The following is a 20193-nucleotide window of genomic DNA, read 5'->3' as shown; positions in this document are numbered from 1 at the left end:
TGGTTCGGGCTTTTTTATTCATCTGTTTTTTTGATTAAGGGATTATTACCGCCCCTTGCTTTGCAATTTTAAACCCGTATTTAACTACAGTTCGAACTGCTTCACTGTTATCAATTAATAAAGGATTGGTATGGTTAAAATGAATGAAATGCACCTTTGCCTTATCCTCTTTTGATAAGTTCTCGAACAACTCCATACTCTCCTCAACAAATGGATGCGGAACCTCGCTCATGTCTCTATTAATCTCACCATTTTTATAAAACGTAGCGTCTAGCAATGCAACATCAACTTGCTTAATTAAATCTGTAATACTGTGCTCCCACAACTGCCATTTATCAATATCTGGAACAAATAAAATTTGTTTTTTACCTGTATTTATTAGATAACCGACGGTCTCTGAAAATTCATCTCTGTGAGGTACTAGTATAGGTGTAACAGCAACACGTTCATTTAACTGAACTGCTTTCATATTATTTATAGAATTCAAAGCGATATTGCCTAATAAAGTCAATTGACTCCAAGGGCCATTCGTTTCCAAGTAAGACTTCATTCTAGGCATGGCAAAAACATTCATGTTTTTTGCACCCATCGCTTCTCTTCCCAAATACATCAATCCCGTATAATGCCCCATATGTGCATGGGTTAAAAAAACACCTTCAGGTAAATCCCCGTGTCTATTCGTATGATCGTTCAGCAATTTAACTTGTTCAGAAAAGTCTGGAGTAGCATCAAAAATCCATTCTTCTTTAGAAATTGGATCAACAATTGCAATTGAAGAAACCATTCGTCTATATTCGGGATTTTCATACACCCGTTTACAACATTGTTTTTCACAATTTATTTGAGGATATCCTGCATCTTGCGCAACTCCTAATACATAAACATAAGGAGCATTAGAAACCTCCTCTTTCTCAGACTGAAATAACAGTAGTAAAAAGGACGTAATAATTATAAAAAGTTGACGCATCTATTTTAAGATAATTGATTTTTAATATTAATCAATTCTTGCTTAATGTTTTCTAAATGAGAAATAATCTCTTGCCTGTTTATTTCTCCTTCTGGGTTTTGTTTCATTTTCTTTTTGGCTCCGTCTAAGGTAAATCCCTTCTCCTTAACCAAATGATAAATCAATTTCAGGTTTTTTAAATCTTCTTGTGTAAAAAGACGATTTCCTTTAGCGTTTTTTTTGGGTTTCAAAATATCAAATTCCTTTTCCCAAAAACGTATCAATGAATTGTTTACCTCAAAGGCTTTAGCCACCTCTCCTATTTTGTAGTATCTTTTTTCAGGTAAATCAATATGCATGTATATAGTGATGTTTTTCTCTTACGAAGATAGTTAAAAGATTCTATTTCCTATAAATTAATCCAACGATTGCCCTTCAATCTGAGCCGCTTTTTGCATGCGCTCAAATTCTTTAGGTGATAAATTTCCGTAGTAGAAATTAATAGGATTGATTTTATGTTTGTTTTTCCATACCTCGTAGTGTAAATGCGGTGCTTCTGATCTACCGGTATTTCCAACAAATCCAATTAAATCTCCACGTTTTACTTTCTGACCTCTTTTTACGTTGTATTTACTTAAGTGTGCATACAAAGTCAAATATCCAAAACCATGGTCAATACGAATATGCTTTCCAAATCCAGATGCTCTGGAGTCTACCCGTGTTACCCTACCCGGCCCCGTAGCATATACCGGAGTTCCTTGTGGCGCTGTAAAGTCCATTCCGTAATGACGCTTTCTAGCCTTTGTAAAAGGGTCCGTACGCCATCCATAACCAGAAGCCATTCTAGTTAAATCATCGCTTCTAATCGGTTGTATAGCCGGAATTGCCGCCAATAAATCTTCTTTGTTCTTAGCGTATTTTACAATTTCATCTAGAGATTCTGATTGAATTTTTAATTGTTTCGATAACACATCCATATTTTGTGTAATATCAATAACCAACTCAGAGGTTTCAAAATTTTCTAAGTTTTTATATCTATTTACCCCACCAAACCCGGCTGTTCTTTGCTCTTCTGGTATGGGGTTTAATTCAAAAAAAGTGCGGTAAATATTGTTATCTCTATCCTGTAAGTCTTCTAATACTTTCTCAAACTGATCAATCCTTTTCTTATGTAAGTTTTCGCTTAATTTTAAAAACTCCAATTCACGTTTCAATTCCTTCTCTTTTGGAGTTTCGAAAAAATAAGAAAACACCCCAAAACCAAGGATCATAGCTAAACCAAAAGCAACTACAGAACCAAACAACTTGGTAAATACAGATCGCTTTCTAAGCTTTATTTTTTTATACGATAATGTTTCCGCATCGTAATAGTATTTAACTTTCGCCATACCGCTAAAATATCTTAATTTTGTACTTTCAACGGAAACACCTTATTTAATATTGTTTTTCCGCAACAAACAAAATTACAAAATGTTTTCATACTGCTTTTAGCGCAGTATTTTTTTAAACATTAATTAACGTTTTTATGAGATCACAAGAAATTAGACAACTCTACTTAAATTTCTTTAAAGAAAAGAGTCATAAAGTTGTGCCTTCTGCGCCAATGGTATTAAAAAATGACCCTACATTGATGTTTACCAATGCAGGAATGGTACCCTTTAAAGAGTACTTTTTAGGTCAGAAAAAAGTGACGGATGCAAGAGTGGCAGATTCACAAAAATGTTTAAGAGTTTCTGGGAAACATAATGACTTGGAAGAAGTTGGTATGGATACGTATCACCATACCATGTTTGAAATGTTAGGAAACTGGAGTTTTGGAGATTACTTTAAGAAAGAAGCAATTGAATGGGCTTGGGAGTTATTGACTGAAGTTTATAAAATTGACAAGGAAAGCCTATATATTACCGTATTTGAAGGTGATAAAAATGACGGAACAAAATTTGACCAAGAAGCATATGACTATTGGAAAGCCATCGTACCAGCAGACAGAATTTTAAACGGAAATAAAAAAGACAATTTTTGGGAAATGGGTGCGCAAGGTCCTTGTGGTCCGTGTTCTGAAATTCATGTAGATATTCGTTCGGCTGAAGAAAAAGCAAAAGTTCCCGGAAAAGATTTAGTCAACGAAGACCATCCTTTGGTTATAGAAATATGGAACTTGGTATTTATGGAATTCAACCGTAAAGCAGATGGTTCTTTAGAAGAATTACCAAACAAACATATTGATACTGGAATGGGCTTTGAACGTCTTTGTATGGTGGTTCAAGGTGAAAAATCGAACTACGATACGGATGTATTTACACCATTAATTAGAGAAATAGTTACCATTACCAACTCTAAATATGGCGAAGATGAAAAGACAGATATTGCCATTAGAGTTATTGCAGATCATATTAGAGCCGTTGCATTTGCTATTGCAGATGGTCAATTGCCAAGTAATAATGGAGCGGGTTATGTTATCCGTAGAATATTACGAAGAGCCATCCGTTATGGATTTACATTCCTAGATCAAAAAGAAGCATTTATATATAGGTTGATGTTTGTTTTAAGCAAACAAATGAGCAAAGCATTCCCAGAATTAAAGGCTCAAAAGCAGTTGATTGAGAACGTAATAAAGGAAGAAGAACAATCTTTCTTAAGAACTTTAGATCAAGGATTGAATTTATTAGATGCCGTTATCAAAAACAATACTTCAGAAAAAATTTCTGGAGTTAAAGTTTTTGAATTAAAAGACACTTATGGATTCCCAGAAGATTTAACAGAATTAATTCTAAGAGAAAATGGTTTGTCTTATGATTCTGATGAATTTGCCAAGGAATTAGAAAAACAGAAAGAAAGAGGTAGAAAAGCTTCTGCTCTAGACACCGATGATTGGCAAGTCTTATTTGAAGATGAAACCGAAGACTTTATCGGTTATGACACCTTAGAAGCAAAAGTTAAAATTGCGAGATACAGAAAGGTTACTTCTAAAAAAGAAGGAACTATGTATCAGTTAGTATTTAATATGACACCTTTTTACCCAGAAGGAGGCGGCCAAGTTGGAGACAAAGGATACCTAGAAAAAAGTAACGGTGATACCGTATACATTTTAGATACAAAAAAAGAGAACAATCTAATCATCCACTTAACTAAAGATTTACCAAAAGACCCGACGGAATTCTTTACGGTAAGAGTGGATGAAAAACAACGATATAGAACTGCTTGTAATCACACCGCAACACACTTACTTCATCAAGGTTTAAGAAAAGTGTTAGGAAAGCATGTAGAGCAAAAAGGCTCTGCAGTACACTCGAAATATTTGCGTTTTGACTTTTCGCATTTTTCAAAAGTTTCGGAAAAAGAACTCATGGAAGTTCAAGATTTTGTTAACGCTAGAATTAAAGGAAAACTCCCTTTAAAAGAATACAGAAACATTCCAATGGAAAAAGCCATAGATAAAGGTGCATTGGCTTTGTTTGGAGAAAAATATGGAGATACTGTTCGTATGATTCAGTTTGGAAAGTCCATGGAACTATGTGGAGGAACACACGTGCAAAATACTGGAGATATCTGGTGGTTTAAAATAACTTCTGAAAGTGCAATTGCATCTGGAATTAGAAGAATTGAAGCCTTAACATTGGATGGTGTAGCAGATTATTATTTAAATCAAGAAAAAGAATATACTGCGGTTCAGAAAGCAATGAAAGGGCCTCAAAATCCAGTAAAATATGTAGAAAGTATTCAAGATGAAAACGCTGCATTAAAAAAGCAAATCGAATCTTTATTAAAAGGCAAAGCAAAAAACCTTAAAGCTACTTTAAAGGCAAATGTTCAGGAAATTAATGGTGTAAATTTCATTGCTGAAAAATTAGATTTAGATCAAGGAAGTATTAAAGATTTAGCATTTGAATTAGGTGGAGAAATTGAAAATCTGTTTTTCTTTGCAGGCACAGAAAAAGATGGAAAAGCAATGTTAACCTGTTATATTGCAAAAGACATAGTTGCAAATAAAGGTTTAAATGCTGGGCAAGTAGTAAGAGAATTAGGGAAATTAATTCAAGGTGGTGGCGGTGGCCAACCATTTTTTGCTACCGCGGGTGGAAAAAATCCAGCAGGAATTCCGCAAGCATTAGAACAAGTTAAAGATTATCTAAGCTAAGGTTATTTAATTCCGAGCATATTGTTAAACGTTTTTACTTCACAATAGTAAAACGTTAAAAACTTGGATTTAAAAATTTTTAATTTTACGATTATATAGTCTTTCATTTTGATAAACTTTTTTAGTTATACTAATTAGTATAATTTAGTTGCTAAATGTTACACTCATGAATTTTAGGACCTCGTTACCTGTTAAACCTGTATCTATTCATCAAATAGATTATAACGCTAACATCCTTTTATTAGGCTCTTGTTTCGCGGAAAACATTGGCTCTAAATTAGACTACTTTCGATTTGAGAATTTGATGAACCCATTTGGAATTTTATTTCATCCAAAAGCGATAGAAAATCTTATAACAAAGTCTATAAATCAATATGAATATACCCAAGAGGACATATTCTTTCATAATGAACAATGGCATTGTTTTGAAGCACATTCAGATTTAAGTGCTCCATCGAAAGAAAATTTATTGGAGGAATTGAATACCAATATTCAATCAACATATAAGTATTTAAACAACGCAACACATATCGTTATTACTTTAGGAACTGCTTGGGCTTACAGATATATTTCATCTGATAATTTTGTAGCCAATTGCCATAAAGTTCCTCAAAAAAAGTTCTTAAAAGAATTGCTTTCGGTTGAAGATATTGATGCTTCATTGGAATGCATAAATACACTTTTAAAAAGTATCAATCCAAAGGTCAACATCATTTACACGGTTTCTCCAGTTAGACATTTAAAAGATGGATTTACTGAAAACAGTTTGAGCAAGGCGCATTTACTTTCTGCAGTTCATCAGGTAGTAGAACCTAGAAACAGTCTTTATTATTTTCCTGCATATGAAATTATGATGGATGATTTACGTGATTACAGATTTTACAAGTCAGACATGATTCATCCAAATCAAACGGCTATCGATTATATTTGGGAGCAATTTAAAACTGTCTGGATTTCTGATTCAGCAGATAATTTAATGAATGAAATCGATACCGTTCAAAAAGGTTTAGCCCACAAACCATTTAATGAAAATTCGGAGCAGCATCAACAATTTTTGAAGAACTTACGTCTAAAAATTAAAGAATTACAAGAAAGCCGTAATATTAATTTTTGAAAAATCTTATGCAAAAAAAAAGGTGCAAACCGCACCTTTAAATTTTTTATCTCAATTAGAATTAATCAACAAATTGATCAACCATTTGCCAAGGCCCTCCGTTAATAACATCTAAACCTTCATCTGACAAAAACTGAGTTGCTTGTCCGCTTCTACCTCCACTTCTACAAACTGCAATAAATGTTTTTCCTAAGGCCTTAATTTCTTCTACTCTTTCTGGAATAGTATCTAAAACAATGTTCTTAGATCCTGGAACATGTCCCTCTTCGTATTCAGCTATCGTTCTAACATCTATAACTACAGCTCCGTTTTCTAAATATTCTTGAACTTCGTCCATATTTCTTTTACGTTTAAATAGATTTAAAAATCTCATTGTGTTACTCTTTGTGCAAATTAAAAAAGAATTTTTTAGTTTATAAGTAACTTTTGATACAATTTTAAAACATTAGCAATGAATTAACCTTAATCCATTATTAATTAACTTTTGATGTTTGGTCATACTTTCTAAATAACGCAATACCTCATTTTTAAATTCTGACCTTAACTCATAAAGAAGTTCATATATTTCTAGAGCCAATAACCAATCTTTACCGTAATTCTGCTCTAAGTTTTGAAAAATCAGCTTTAATTCTTGTAATGAAACATTATTAGAAAGCCTCATATCTCTAACTTGTTGATACAAATCAAATAATAACTCTTCTTCTTCAGAATATTTAATCTTAATTGTTTTCTCCGTTGAAACCTTTCCAATATCTTCAAATGAATTTAGAGCAGCCGGCCCTGAAAACCCAGAAACAACCTCCTTACCAATAGCCATATCATAAATGCCCCATTCGGGTTTAAACAAAAATTCGTCACCATGTTTTACAGTGCAATTTTTAAATGAGATAAGAATAATCTTACCCATTAAATTTCTTTGACCTGTAATTATTTCCCCTTCTACAGTTATATCGCCTTCAAATTCTAACTTAATTTGTTTTCCTTCATACAGACCATAAACTTCTAAATCTTTTGGAGACATATCTTCAATAGCCAAATTCATCCCTTTTAATTTACCAACCGGGCTTCCAAATCCATCTGCATGATATTTGATACCATGCCCAATCAATTCTTTTTCTCTATATGCCAACGCTGTTGGCCCAGAGGTTTTAATATAAACAGGTACTCCTTTATTATCGATTACTTCTGTAAATATTCCTGAAATTTGAATTCCAGTACTCAATTCAATCGTTCCTAAATTTTCAGAATTTATTAACTTTTCAACACTGCTTTTACCACCAGTTCTTATAGCCATTGAATTTGCAAACTGATTTAAAACTAAACTTAAATGCGCAAAATCGGGCGTAACAAATAATTGTGGTTGTGGTTTTGTAATATCAAATCCAACATTCGCCACTTCAACATTATAAGGCATTTTTTTTACTTTATCCTGAAGACACCACTCACTTTCGCCTATAGACGATAATAGCCCTGCTCCATAAATTTTTGGATCATCAACTGTTCCAATTAATCCATATTCTACCGTCCACCAATGTAAATTACGAATCTGAGCCATTTCAGAGGGCTCGCCCATATTATTTTGAATATGAATTACATTTTTTTGGGCATCATCAATTTCTGACTGAATTGAATTTGGGTTCTCCTTTAAAATTGAAAGTAATCGAATTGCTTCATACAAATCATAATCTTCTTTTGATGAAATGGCCTTTGAACCGATTTCTCCAAATCTTCTTAAATATTCGGCATATTCCGGATTCGCAATGATTGGTGCATGCCCTGCAGATTCATGAATGATATCGGGTGCAGGTGTATATTCAATATGTTCAATGGTTCGCATATCACTCGCCACTACTAAAACATTATAGGCTTGAAATTCCATAAAAGCATTTGGAGGAATAAAACCATCTACAGAAACGGCAGCCCAACCAATATCAGACAATATTCGATTCATTCCTTCCATCCTAGGAATTTCATCAATAGTAATGCCTACTTTATCTAACCCCTTAACGTAAGAGTTATGCGCAACTTTTGATAAGTAATCTACATTTAATCGCATTACATAACGCCATACAGCATGATTTTGAGCCGTATACTCTTCATAAGGTTGGCGTACTATAAATTTATGTAGATGAAAAGGCAACTTTTTAGTAACCTCATTAAATTCAAAATGTGTTTCCATAACTTTTTTAGTTGCAGTAAAGTTACATTTTTTGAATTGCTTTATAAAAGAGATAACCGTAAATTTAACCCATAAAAAAAGTGCCCATTTGCTCAGAATGGACACCTCTTAATTCAAATAATTACTAACTACTATGCATTCATTGCTTGTGCAATCAATGTATAACTTTCCTTGGCTTTTGATTGTTTGGCATAATCTAAAGCCGTTAATCCTTTTTCAGATTTAATTTTTAATTTGGCCCCTCTTGCAATTAATAATTTTACAATTTCGACCTTGTTTTGTCTAGCAGCATACATTAATGGAGTCATTCCTCCAGATTTTTGGTTAATGTTTGTGCCTGTATTTATTAAGTTTAAAACCGCATCAACATTTCCTTGCTGAACCATTTTACAAAAGGTATTTACTCCAGAAATATACGTTTCTAATGACTCTTTATGATTAATGTAAGCTTCGTTTGATGCCTGTGAGTTGAATCCTATTGCAACTGAGAATAGTGTTGCTAATAATACTTTTTTCATAATAATTAAATTTAGATAGTTTGTTTATATAATAGACTACACATTTATCTTATTCGTTACACGGTTTAACATTGTTTAACAAACATTAACTTTTGTTATGTTAATTTTAATACTCTTAAGAAATGGATTAACAAATAATCAACTCATTAATCTCTTCAATAAAAATTTACCAAATTCATAAAAAGTTTCTACTAAAACCTTTTAGGTTATTAAAAGATTTTCGATGCTCAAGCATTTTGTATCTTTGGAATCCAAATAATAAAGGCATTCGTACTTATGAACAAAAAAGTAATTTTAATGATATTAGACGGATGGGGGACTTCGCCAGATCCAAAAGTATCAGCAATAGACAACGCTCAAACTCCATATATAGACAATTTATATAACACCTATGCCAACGCGTCTTTAAGAACTGATGGACTCCATGTAGGTTTACCAGAAGGGCAAATGGGGAACAGTGAAGTTGGTCATATGAACCTTGGTGCCGGAAGAATTGTGTACCAAGATTTAGCAAAAATTAACTTGGCTATTGAACAGCATACATTGAAAAAGGAGCAAGTACTGATTGATGCTTTTGAATATGCAAAGTCTAACAATAAAAATGTACACTTTTTAGGATTGCTAAGTAATGGTGGTGTACATTCACATGTAAATCATATAAAAGGACTTATTGATGCAGCGAACAATGCTGGCGTTCAAAATTCATTTGTTCATGCATTTACTGATGGTAGAGATGTAGACCCTAAATCTGGGAAAGGCTTTGTTGAAGATTTAGAAAATCACATTACAAATACAAACACAAAATTGGCTTCTGTTACCGGTAGATATTATGCCATGGACAGAGACAATCGTTGGGAGCGTGTTAAACTAGCATACGATGCAATTGTAAATGGAATTGGAACTTCTTCAGAAGATGCGGCCACTTCAATTCAAGAAAACTATGACAATGGTATTACTGATGAATTTATAAAGCCAATTATATTAAAAGAAAACAATTCTCCTATTGCAACTATTAAGGAAGATGATGTAGTTATTTTCTTTAATTTTAGAACAGATAGAGGTCGTGAGCTAACAAACATGTTAAATCAGAACGATTTTCATGAATACAACACACACAAGTTAAAATTGCACTATGTTACCATGACAAATTACGATGAGTCTTTCAAAGGCATTAATGTAATTTTTAATAAAGACAATTTAACTGAAACTTTGGGTGAAGTACTTTCAAAAAATGGAAAAACTCAAATTAGAATTGCTGAAACTGAAAAATATCCCCACGTTACATTTTTCTTTTCTGGTGGACAAGAAGAACCTTTTGAAGGAGAATCTAGAATTTTAAGAAACTCACCTAAAGTAGCAACTTACGATTTAAAACCTGAGATGAGTGCATATGAATTGCGTGATGCCTTAGTTCCTGAACTCGAAAAAGGGGATGTTGATTTTGTATGTCTCAATTTTGCAAATGGTGATATGGTCGGTCATACAGGTGATATGGAAGCGGCAATTAAGGCCTGCGAAGCAGTAGACCACTGTGCTAAAGATGTTATAGAAACCGGATTAGAAAATGGCTATACTACATTATTAATAGCAGATCATGGAAACTGTGAAACCATGATAAATCCAGATGGATCACCGCATACAGCCCATACAACCAATCCGGTACCAGTTATTTTAATAGACAAAGATTTAAAAGAAATTAAAGACGGTGTATTAGGAGATATGGCACCGACTATATTAAAATTAATTGGTGTTGAGCAACCTAAGACAATGACAAGAAACGCTCTTGTTTAAGTTCGTGTTATTCATTTAAATCTGGATTTTATGCAATGCTGATACTTAGGTTTTTTGAGTATCTTTGCCGATATTTTTTTGGATATGATTGTAATTAAAACTAGAGAAGAAATTGAATTGATGCGCGAAAGTGCTCAAATTGTTTCAAAAACATTAGGGATGCTTGCTAAGGAAGTAAAACCAGGTGCTACTACCTTACAGCTTGATAAAATGGCAGAGGAATTTATTCGTGATCATGGCGCTGAACCTGGTTTTTTAGGCTTGTACGATTTTCCGAACACGCTTTGCATGAGTCCAAACGAACAGGTAGTTCATGGATTTCCAAATAAAAACCCTTTAGTTGAAGGCGATATAATTTCTATTGATTGTGGTGCTTTAAAAAATGGCTTTTATGGAGATCATGCATACACCTTTGAAGTTGGTGAAGTGTTGCCAGAAACTAAAAAACTTTTACAGATTACTAAAGAAAGTCTGTATGTAGGAATTCGTGAATTTAAAGCAGGAAACAGAGTCGGTGATGTTGGATATGCAATCCAAAATTATTGCGAGGCGCACGACTATGGTGTGGTTAGGGAGTTAGTTGGCCACGGGCTTGGAAAAGTTATGCATGAAGATCCCGAAATGCCTAATTATGGAAAACGAGGAAGAGGTAAAAAGTTTAAAGAAGGTATGGTTGTTGCCATTGAGCCAATGATTAACGCAGGAACACATAGAATTAAACATCATAATGATGGGTGGACTATTACTACGCTAGACAAAAAAATGAGCGCTCATTTCGAGCACGATGTAGCCATTGTTGATGGTAAGCCACAACTACTTTCTACTTTCGATTATATTTATGAAGCACTTGGAATTGAAAGTAACGAAGAAGACGAGTTTAGAAAAAAATAGATGCTAATTTCAGAATTAAAAAAAGTTGAGGTTGTTAAAGGTTTCCATGGCAGATTTGTACACATGGAAAATTACACGATTGGATTTTGGGAGGTAAAAGCAGGTTCTGAATTACCTATGCACAGTCACATTCATGAACAATCTACGCAAGTTATTGAAGGTGAGTTTGAAATGACTTGTAATGGAACTACTAAAATCTACAAACCTGGTATGGTTCTTAAAATTCCTTCAAATGTAGCGCATGGAGGAAGAGCCTTAACAGATTGTAAGATCACAGATATTTTTTCTCCAGTAAGAGAGGATTATAAATTTTAGTTCGTTGAGAATTTTCAAAACCATTTTAAATACGATTCCAAGACCTTTACTTATTAAGTTAAGTTATGTTGCTAGACCATTTATCGCATTCTATTTAAAAGGAAATACATATACAGACCCTATAGATGGTAAAAGTTTTCGCAAATTTTTACCCTATGGATATGAAACACAGCGCGAAAACGTATTATCTCCAAGTACACTTTCTTTAGAAAGACACAGGTTACTTTGGATGTATTTAAAAAATGAAACTGACTTTTTTACCTCTAAGAAATCTGTTTTGCATTTTGCTCCAGAGCAAGCTTTTTATAAGCGATTCAAAAAAATGAAAAACTTGGAGTACACTACTACCGATTTAGAATCTCCTTTAGCCGATGTTAAGGCAGATATTTGCGATTTGCCTTTTGAAGATAATTCTTACGATGTCATTTTTTGCAATCATGTACTAGAGCATATTCCTGATGATACCAAAGCAATGCAAGAACTATTTCGAGTGTTAAAAAAAGGAGGAATGGCAATTTTACAAATTCCACAAGATTTATCTCTCGAATTAACCTTTGAAGATGATTCTATAACTGATAAAAAAGAACGTGCTAAAATCTTTGGACAATACGACCATGTTAGAATTTATGGACGGGATTATTTTGGCAAATTAAGAAGTATTGGATTTAAGGTTGAAGAAATTGATTACAGTAAAAAACTGAAATCAGAAGAAATACATAAATATCGTTTAAACAAAGGTGAAATTTTACCCGTTGTATATAAATAAATCAAAACAATGACTCCACAGATTGTAATTTTTACCGGCGCACTATTTGCAATGTTTTCTGTAATTTTTGGTGCCTTTGGAGCACACGCTTTAAAAAAAATATTATCCACAGATCAACTTAATAGTTTTGAAGTTGGTGTAAAATACCAAATGTATCATGCTATTGTATTATTTGTAGTCGGTTTCAATTTTAGTAGTATCCCTTCTACAATTTATTGGTGTTTTACATTAGGAATCATCTTATTTTCATTTAGTATTTACGGACTTGTATTATCTGATTCAAAAGGAAAAAAATTGCGTTTTTTAGGACCTATTACACCGTTAGGAGGGTTGTTATTGGTGGCTGGCTGGTTCTTTCTATTGTTAAGTGTCTTTTAATAAATGTCCCACTTCTAATTCTATCTTCAGCTTTTAAAGTTTTAAAAAGAAATCAATTATATTTGATTTTAAATTAATAATCATGGCTAAAAGCAAAGAAAAGTCTCCCATTGTAAGTTCCATAAACAACAAGCAACGTTTATATCTGCGTTATTTTACAGCGATTCTAATAGATTTAACTGTTTTAAATCTATTTGATGAGTATTGGGATTTGGTCCAAATAAACTCTTTTACAATTTCACTTTTCGCTGCAATAATGCTTCAAGTATTATTGGTTATTACCTTAAAAATTGAGCATAAAATTGGCGACTACTTTAAAAAGAAGGAAGGTTTTATGGCCAAATTTCTAAGAATATTTTCTGCTTGGGCTGTTTTGTTCGGGTCTAAATTTGTAATTCTAGAAGCCCTAAGTAGAGCATTTGGAGACGAAGTGCAATTTAAAGGTCCTTATCACGGAATTGTAGCATTTATAGTCGTAATTGTAGTAATGCTTTTAACAGAAGCAGTTTCAACTAAAATAACAAAGGCACTTGGATTCAGATAAAAATTAGTCCAATAATGTTAACCTTAAATTTTTTGTGGTAAACGTTTTAATTTCACCAGAAGCATCTGTATAAATTAAATGAGCATCCAATTCTGAATGTTTCTCTAAAAACACCTTAGACTGCTCTAAACCCATTGCCATAAAAGCAGTAGCATAAGCATCTACATCTGCACAATCCAATTTTGAAATGACTGTTGCACTAAGAAGATCACTCTCTACGGCATATCCTGTTGTAGGATTTATCGTATGCACAAACTTACGCCCATTATCGTCTATTTTAAACTTTCTATAATTACCCGAAGAAGCCATAGATTGATTTTCTAATACGGTAATTTTAGAAAAACTTCTGGAACCATCCGAATTAGGATCTTCAATGGCCACTTTCCAATAATTCCCGTCTTTATTACTTCCCCGCGCTCTAATTTCACCCCCTAATTCAATCAAATAATGTTCGCATCCTTTACTTTCTAAAAAACGTCCTATTAAATCAATACCGAATCCTTTTGCAATGGCGTTAAAATCAAAATATATTTCTGGAGTTGCTTTTACAATTGCACCATTTTCAGTTTTTACCTTATCAAATCCAACAAACTGCATTAATGAATCAACTTGTTCCGTAGATAAATTATTTATTGCTTTCTCCGGACCAAAACCCCACGCATTTACCAAGGGCCCAACTGTCGGGTCAAAAAATCCATTTGTCTGCTTAAAAATACGATCAGATTTCTCAAAAACTTCATTAAAATTCGCATCAATTAAAATGGATTCATCTCCGTCATTTATTTTAGAAATATCAGAATTAGGCATATAAGTTGAAAGCGATTTATTCATTACATAAATAATGCTATCTATTTGTTTGCTAAAATCTTGATTAATATTATTATGATACGTGATTGAATATGTTGTTCCAAAGGCTGAACCTTGCAATTTTTTAAAATCCTTTTTCTCCGACTTACAAGATACCATCAACAGTATCATAATGAATAAGAGTCCTTTTTGCATTTTATTTAATTTTTAATCGAAAATCAAAATTACTATTAATTCTCTGTTAAAATCATTTTAAAATAATAATATCTTATGCTATACGTTTCTTTTTTAATAACTTTGCGCAACTCTAAAAACATTTTACATGAAAAAATTAATTTTATTAACAACAACGTCTGTTTTGTTGGCTTCATGTGTATCTCAAAAGAAATATACTGAGCTTTCTGACAATCATGACAAAACAAAACAAGAATTGGTGGATACCAAAGCAAATTTACAACAATGTTTAATCGACAAAGATGTAAATGCTAACAAGGTAGCCACTTTAGAAAGTCAGGTAACAGACCTACAAGAAGACAAAAGAACTGCATTGAAACAAGTTGAAGGATTAACTGTTCTTACTCAAACATCTACAGAGAGTATGAAAGAAGTAATTGGTCAATTAAGTGAAAAAGATAAATACATTAATGGAATCCGTGAGGCGATGACTCAAAAAGATTCAATTAACATGGCAATTAAATATCACTTAACTAAAGAGTTAGCTGATGGAATTCAAGATGAAGACATTACTATTGATGTTGAAAAAACAGTAGTATTCATCAACATTGCTGATAAATTATTATTTAACAGCGGAAGTTCTACTGTATCAAACAGAGCGCAAGAAATCTTAGGAAAAGTTGCAACTGTAATTTCTACACGTCCAGAAATGGAAGTGATGGTTGAAGGTTATACTGATGATGTGCCAATTAGTAGAAAAGACATTAAAGACAACTGGGATTTAAGTACAAAACGTGCTACTGCTGTAGTTAGAGTTTTACAAAACGATCATGGCGTAGACCCTAAGCGTTTAACTGCTGCTGGTAGATCGGAGTACATGCCAATTGCTACAAATGATACTGCTTCTGGTAGAGCTGCAAACAGAAGAACTAGAATCGTAATCTTACCAAGATTAGAAGAATTCTTCGAAATTTTAGAGCAAAAGCCTGAATAAGGAATATCTATAAAAAATAAAAACCCGCCAATGGCGGGTTTTTTTGTGACTATTAATAAATTAAAACTGAAAATATATAAACTGTTCTCCTGTACCTTGTGCAATACAAATTAACACAAACATTGCTGCCCATACCACACCTAACAACCAAGTAGGTGTTTTCCCGGCAACGGTTTCCACTTTTGTATTTCTCATAAACCAATGACAGAAAAATAAGATTGCAGTTAACGCGAAAACTTTTAGCAAATCAAAACCTCCAATAATTGCCTTTCCTTCCGGGTTTAAATACAACATCGATGCCAATACATTCTCTGCAGTTTCAAAACTTCGGGCTCTAAAAAACACCCAAGTAAAGTTTATACAGGTATAGGTTAGCAAGGCTAGTATTATTCCATTAAATGCATTGATTTTTATTTTAATAGACGATTTTAATAATTTTTCAATCACTAAATAAATCCCGTGTAAAGCACCCCAAACCACAAAGGTCCATGCTGCACCGTGCCATAGTCCTCCAAGCAACATAGTTAGCATTAAAGCTACATACATTCTAGTTATTCCATGCCTATTACCTCCTAAGGGAATGTATAAATAATCTCTTAACCAACTAGACAATGAAATATGCCATCGTTTCCAAAAATCAGAAAAACCGATAGAGGCATAGGGATACATAAAGTTATCGGGCAATACAATTCCAAGCATCAACGCTATTCCGATTGCACAGGTAGAATATCCTGCAAAGTCAAAGAAAATTTGCCCTGAGAAAGCCAAGGTACCTGCCCAAGCATCCCAAAAATGAAGTATGTCTTTTGAATCATAAACAGCATCAGATGTTGAAGCCATCATAGCATCTGCCAGAACTACTTTTAAGAACAAGCCTAATGTTAATGAAAACAACCCAAATAAAAATTGATTTACAGTTGCTCGCTTAGGCTCATAAAATTGCGTGATTAAATCTTTTGCTCTTACAATTGGCCCAGCAACTAATTGCGGGAAAAACGTAACATACAATGCAAAATCTAAAAATGTATTTGCTGGCCGAATCTTCCTTTTGTAAATATCTATGGTATAAGACATCGTTTGGAAAGTATAAAATGAAATACCCATTGGTAAAATGATATCCATCGGTTGGGCCTGAAAATCAACACCAACAACATTCATTAAAGAAACAAAGTTCTCTAATAAGAAATCTCCATATTTAAAGAACCCTAAAAAGCCAAGGTTAACTGCCATACTTAACAGTAACCACATTTTTCTTTTCCTTTGGTTTTCTTCTTTCACCAACTTATTACCGGTAGTCCAATCTACTACTGTCGAAATCCATAGTAATAAAATTAATGGTGGATTCCATAACCCATAGAACGTATAACTTGCTAACAAAAGCATGCGCTTTTTGTTCTTCCAATTAAATAATGGTGCATAATATAGTGCCATTACTAAAATAAGAAACACAACAAAACTGAGTGAATTAAATAACATAATTAGTTGGTTTTAGTATTTGTTAATAATCCATCATTCATCATTATTTTTACCAACTCAGCAGTAAAAGTTTTAGCATCAGGTGTATACAAATGCGATTCTTCTGGACAATCGAATTGATTCAATTGCTCATAGTCCTCAAAGTGATAACCCTTGCTATTTGTCTGTTTCAAAAATTCATCGTAGAAATCTTTACGTGGAATTGCCATATTTTCTCCAAATCTGGTTCCACCCGTTGACGGATTTCTTAAAAAAACGACTCTTCCACCTCTTGCTTCGAACCTAGGAATGAGCTCATTGTATAACTCTATCACTGGTTCCTTAATTGCTGGAGGTGCTCCTTTTCCTAAAAAATGCCACACTTTAATTATAGTATTTGCAAATGCAGTATCCGTTTCTGTTTTTTCAAACATTGTAACATTTCTATCTAAATCTACTTTCGCAAAATTGTAAAAAGGAGGTATAGGACTTTGTGCTCTTTCTCCTATTCTAATTTGTTCTAACATCGTTTTTAAATCAACATCATCATTCCAGTCCTCTTCATTACCATTTAAAAAAGCAAATGAATTCTCTAATGGAATCGAAACTTTATGATTTAAATATTGTGCATAAGTCCCTTCATAATAATGCTCTAATCTAACCGCCGCCCTATTCCAAAAAAACACATCTCTTGAATTCGGTGTAAAAAATAATCCAGGTGCAATTCCAATTACTACCAAACCATTATAGTCTGTGTTATTTACAATATCCTTAAAGACAGGAGTTGGTGTTGTACCATCACTAGCCAACATAATAGGTTTTATTCCTGCCCTCTTTTCCCAAGTATCTACTTGAATGTCAAAATGAACACGAGAAGAGCCTAATAAAACCACATCTTCAGATGAGGCTTTTTGCACTTTTTTATAGGTCTCTGCCCAAAGAGCTTTGTTATCGTCTATCACAGCAATATAACCCTGTGATCGTAAATGGTATTCCCAATAACCTAATGCAATTACACTCAAGAGCAAGGCTATGAAAAATGACTTTTTCAATTTCATAAGTTTGGATTTTGGTTAGTAAAAAAATGCAAAAAAAACAGCCTATAAAGTTGAACTTCATGCCTGTTTATCTGCTAATGCATTTAATTTAAAAGTTTAGTTAGTCTTCCAAATATACAAATTTATTCTACAACTATTTGTTTTTTAAACAGTTGCCCGATTTAGTTAATTATGTTCTACATCCAAAAACTGAATTCCAGCATATTCTAATAAATATTCCTCGTCTTTTATAATTGGTAAATGATCTCCTTCTGGATTTCCTAAACCAACTCCTGCATACAATACTTTAGCATCATGTTCGCGAGCATGTGCTTTAAATGTTTCCATTTTAATTACATCGAATGTATGTGGGTCATTAGGTAATAAAATGGCTTTGGCTATTACAAAATAACGCTGATTCTTTTTATCAATACAAACAAACTGAGGCTGCTTTCTTAAATTACTTTCTATTGCAATAAATTCAAAACCTCTTTTTTCTAAATCTTTTCCAACAATATTCATTGCTAAATAATGCAACTCTTGTTTGGTCAATTCTCTGCTCATATTACTTCTTCTTATTTCTTCTGTTGTAATTTTTATCTCCCTTTGTTCTAGGTTTCTTGTATTTTTTGGCAATCTCTCTTCTATATGAACCTCCTTGGTTGGTTTTACTATTCTTTTCGCTCTTCTCGTGAAAAGCTTCACCAAAAGTTTCTCTGTTTTTTCGTTTATGAGGATTATTTCTTTCTACTTCTTTTGGCTTTTCCTCTGGAGTTAATTGTTCTGAAATTTCAACTTCGGACGGAAATTCTATAAGAGGAATTTCTTGATCCATTAATACCTCTATTGTTAATTTATCTGCTTGTTCTTTTTCCGTAGAAAACAGTATCGTATTCCCTTTCTTTTCTGCCCTACCCGTTCTACCAATTCTGTGCATATAATTTTCTGGAAAATTTGGGGTGTCAAAATTGATGACATGACTTACTCCTTCAAAATCCAATCCACGAGCCATTACATCGGTAGCCACCAAAATCCTGTTAATCCCTTCATCGAACTGATTGATAGATCTAATTCTATAGTTCTGTGTTTTGTTAGAATGAATAACACATAATTCCGAGTTGAAATTTTCATCTAACGACTCAAATACACGATCGGCACTTCTTTTATTCGCAACAAAAACTAAAACTTTGGTAAACTCCTCTCTATCATTTAATAGATGCTTAAGCAGATTTAGTTTCGTATAAAAATTGACAACGTTGTAAGATGATTGTACAATATTATCTAATGGTGTTCCACTTACAGCAATCGAAATTTTCTTTGGAGCCGTGAAGTAATCTGATATCAAAGCATCTACATCATCGGTCATAGTCGCCGAAAACATAATGTTTTGCCTACGTTCTGGCAACAATTCAAATATATTCATCAACTGAAATCGAAAACCTAAATCTAGCATTACGTCAACCTCATCGATCACCAACTTCTGAATCGCTTTCATTTTTAAGGCGCGGCTCAAGGCCAAATCATATAAGCGTCCAGGAGTTGCTACCACAATATCACATCCTTGGGCAATGGCCATTTTTTGCGTGTTAATATTAGTACCTCCGTATACGCCTTGTACCCTAACATTGATATATTTCGCTAATTTTTCAATCTCCTCAACAACTTGTAATACCAATTCACGCGTAGGCACTAAAATTAAAACTCTAGGATTTATTTGTTTCGAAAATTTTAATTCTCGTAATATTGGCAGCATATAAGCAAACGTTTTTCCAGTCCCGGTTTGGGCAATACCAACCATATCCTTTCCTGAAAGAATTACCGATAAAGATTTCTCTTGTATCGGTGTTGGATTTTTGAACCCTAAATCATCAATTGCATAATGTAATTGTTTACTAAGGTTTAAATCTTGAAATGTGCTCATTGCTATAAATTTTTGCAAAGATAGTGGTTATTTGGTTGGCATATAGTTGTTATAAGTTTATAGTTCAATTTAATAGTTTTAATCCTGAACCTTACCACCAGCATTAATTCATATTTGAGCATTTTTAAACATTACTTAACGTAATTTCCTTTGCATTTTACTTAATTTTGGAACAATAATTGTTTCTTCTAAAAGTTGTAAACAAAAATAATTCATACAGACTAA

Annotated in this window: 20 protein-coding genes; 9 read left to right on the top strand and 11 right to left on the bottom strand. The window is 33.1% G+C overall.

Features of this window, described 5'->3' with window-relative positions; all coding sequences use genetic code 11:
* Positions 1–34: 34 nt before the first annotated feature.
* From RM519_RS09165 to RM519_RS09155, 3 genes are read right to left on the bottom strand one after another with little or no spacing between them, the layout of a single operon-like run.
* Positions 35–967, bottom strand: a complete 933-nt coding sequence (locus RM519_RS09165; protein ID WP_311593426.1) for an MBL fold metallo-hydrolase — start codon at positions 965–967, stop codon at positions 35–37.
* Positions 968–972: 5 nt separating this feature from the next.
* Positions 973–1305 carry a MerR family transcriptional regulator gene (locus tag RM519_RS09160; RefSeq protein ID WP_311593425.1) on the bottom strand — a complete coding sequence of 111 codons (333 nt, stop codon included), beginning with the start codon at positions 1303–1305 and terminating at the stop codon, positions 973–975.
* Positions 1306–1362: 57 nt separating this feature from the next.
* Entirely contained in the window at positions 1363–2334 is a 972-nt protein-coding gene (locus RM519_RS09155) for a M23 family metallopeptidase (RefSeq protein ID WP_311593424.1), read from the bottom strand.
* 137 nt (positions 2335–2471) lie between these two features.
* Between RM519_RS09155 and alaS the strand changes: the two genes are divergently transcribed.
* Together alaS and RM519_RS09145 are read left to right on the top strand one after the other, a co-directional pair.
* Positions 2472–5084, top strand: a complete 2613-nt coding sequence (gene alaS, locus RM519_RS09150; protein ID WP_311593423.1) for an alanine--tRNA ligase — start codon at positions 2472–2474, stop codon at positions 5082–5084.
* A gap of 166 nt (positions 5085–5250) precedes the next feature.
* On the top strand, positions 5251–6198 hold the full coding sequence (locus RM519_RS09145) for a GSCFA domain-containing protein (protein ID WP_311593422.1): 948 nt from the start codon (positions 5251–5253) through the stop codon (positions 6196–6198).
* A 61-nt stretch (positions 6199–6259) separates the two neighbouring features.
* Here RM519_RS09145 and RM519_RS09140 read toward each other — a convergent pair whose 3' ends face one another.
* From RM519_RS09140 to RM519_RS09130, 3 genes are all read right to left on the bottom strand, one after another.
* Positions 6260–6571: a rhodanese-like domain-containing protein gene (locus RM519_RS09140; protein WP_311593421.1), complete on the bottom strand. Its 312-nt coding sequence runs from the start codon at positions 6569–6571 to the stop codon at positions 6260–6262.
* Positions 6572–6643: 72 nt separating this feature from the next.
* Positions 6644–8377, bottom strand: coding sequence for an aromatic amino acid hydroxylase (locus RM519_RS09135; protein WP_311593420.1), 1734 nt, complete (start codon positions 8375–8377; stop codon positions 6644–6646).
* A gap of 131 nt (positions 8378–8508) precedes the next feature.
* Positions 8509–8895, bottom strand: a complete 387-nt coding sequence (locus RM519_RS09130; RefSeq protein WP_311593419.1) for an ankyrin repeat domain-containing protein — start codon at positions 8893–8895, stop codon at positions 8509–8511.
* A gap of 276 nt (positions 8896–9171) precedes the next feature.
* Between RM519_RS09130 and gpmI the strand changes: the two genes are divergently transcribed.
* The 6 genes from gpmI to RM519_RS09100 all read left to right on the top strand — a co-directional run bounded on the left by gpmI (position 9172) and on the right by RM519_RS09100 (position 13580).
* Positions 9172–10686, top strand: a complete 1515-nt coding sequence (gpmI, locus tag RM519_RS09125; RefSeq protein ID WP_311593418.1) for a 2,3-bisphosphoglycerate-independent phosphoglycerate mutase — start codon at positions 9172–9174, stop codon at positions 10684–10686.
* An 84-nt stretch (positions 10687–10770) separates the two neighbouring features.
* Complete coding sequence (gene map, locus RM519_RS09120; RefSeq protein WP_311593417.1) at positions 10771–11577, top strand: type I methionyl aminopeptidase; 807 nt, start codon at positions 10771–10773, stop codon at positions 11575–11577.
* Complete coding sequence (locus RM519_RS09115) at positions 11578–11892, top strand: cupin domain-containing protein (protein WP_311593416.1); 315 nt, start codon at positions 11578–11580, stop codon at positions 11890–11892. It begins immediately after the preceding gene.
* Positions 11893–11896: 4 nt separating this feature from the next.
* Complete coding sequence (locus tag RM519_RS09110) at positions 11897–12658, top strand: class I SAM-dependent methyltransferase (protein WP_311593415.1); 762 nt, start codon at positions 11897–11899, stop codon at positions 12656–12658.
* 9 nt (positions 12659–12667) lie between these two features.
* A complete protein-coding gene (locus RM519_RS09105) occupies positions 12668–13036 on the top strand; it encodes a DUF423 domain-containing protein (RefSeq protein WP_311593414.1) in 369 nt (122 codons plus the stop codon).
* Positions 13037–13118: 82 nt separating this feature from the next.
* Entirely contained in the window at positions 13119–13580 is a 462-nt protein-coding gene (locus tag RM519_RS09100) for a hypothetical protein (RefSeq protein WP_311593412.1), read from the top strand.
* Between the two features lie 3 nt (positions 13581–13583).
* Here RM519_RS09100 and RM519_RS09095 read toward each other — a convergent pair whose 3' ends face one another.
* A complete protein-coding gene (locus RM519_RS09095; protein ID WP_311593410.1) occupies positions 13584–14582 on the bottom strand; it encodes an FAD:protein FMN transferase in 999 nt (332 codons plus the stop codon).
* Between the two features lie 127 nt (positions 14583–14709).
* On the opposite strand from RM519_RS09095, the gene RM519_RS09090 reads away from it, so the two are divergent.
* Entirely contained in the window at positions 14710–15555 is an 846-nt protein-coding gene (locus RM519_RS09090; RefSeq protein ID WP_311593409.1) for an OmpA/MotB family protein, read from the top strand.
* Positions 15556–15615: 60 nt separating this feature from the next.
* Here RM519_RS09090 and RM519_RS09085 read toward each other — a convergent pair whose 3' ends face one another.
* From RM519_RS09085 to RM519_RS09070, 4 genes are all read right to left on the bottom strand, one after another.
* A complete protein-coding gene (locus tag RM519_RS09085) occupies positions 15616–17031 on the bottom strand; it encodes an MBOAT family O-acyltransferase (RefSeq protein WP_311593408.1) in 1416 nt (471 codons plus the stop codon).
* A gap of 2 nt (positions 17032–17033) precedes the next feature.
* Positions 17034–18068, bottom strand: coding sequence for a hypothetical protein (locus RM519_RS09080; RefSeq protein ID WP_311593407.1), 1035 nt, complete (start codon positions 18066–18068; stop codon positions 17034–17036).
* Positions 18069–18233: 165 nt separating this feature from the next.
* On the bottom strand, positions 18234–18611 hold the full coding sequence (locus RM519_RS09075) for a DUF8840 domain-containing protein (RefSeq protein WP_311593406.1): 378 nt from the start codon (positions 18609–18611) through the stop codon (positions 18234–18236).
* 1 nt (position 18612) lies between these two features.
* On the bottom strand, positions 18613–19968 hold the full coding sequence (locus RM519_RS09070) for a DEAD/DEAH box helicase (protein WP_311593405.1): 1356 nt from the start codon (positions 19966–19968) through the stop codon (positions 18613–18615).
* Positions 19969–20193: the final 225 nt, after the last annotated feature.

Source organism: Urechidicola vernalis (assembly GCF_031846385.1).
Taxonomy (GTDB): Bacteria; Bacteroidota; Bacteroidia; order Flavobacteriales; family Flavobacteriaceae; genus Urechidicola; species Urechidicola vernalis.
The sequence above is the reverse complement of the archived record's forward strand: the minus strand, read 5'-3'. Positions and strand labels throughout refer to the sequence as shown.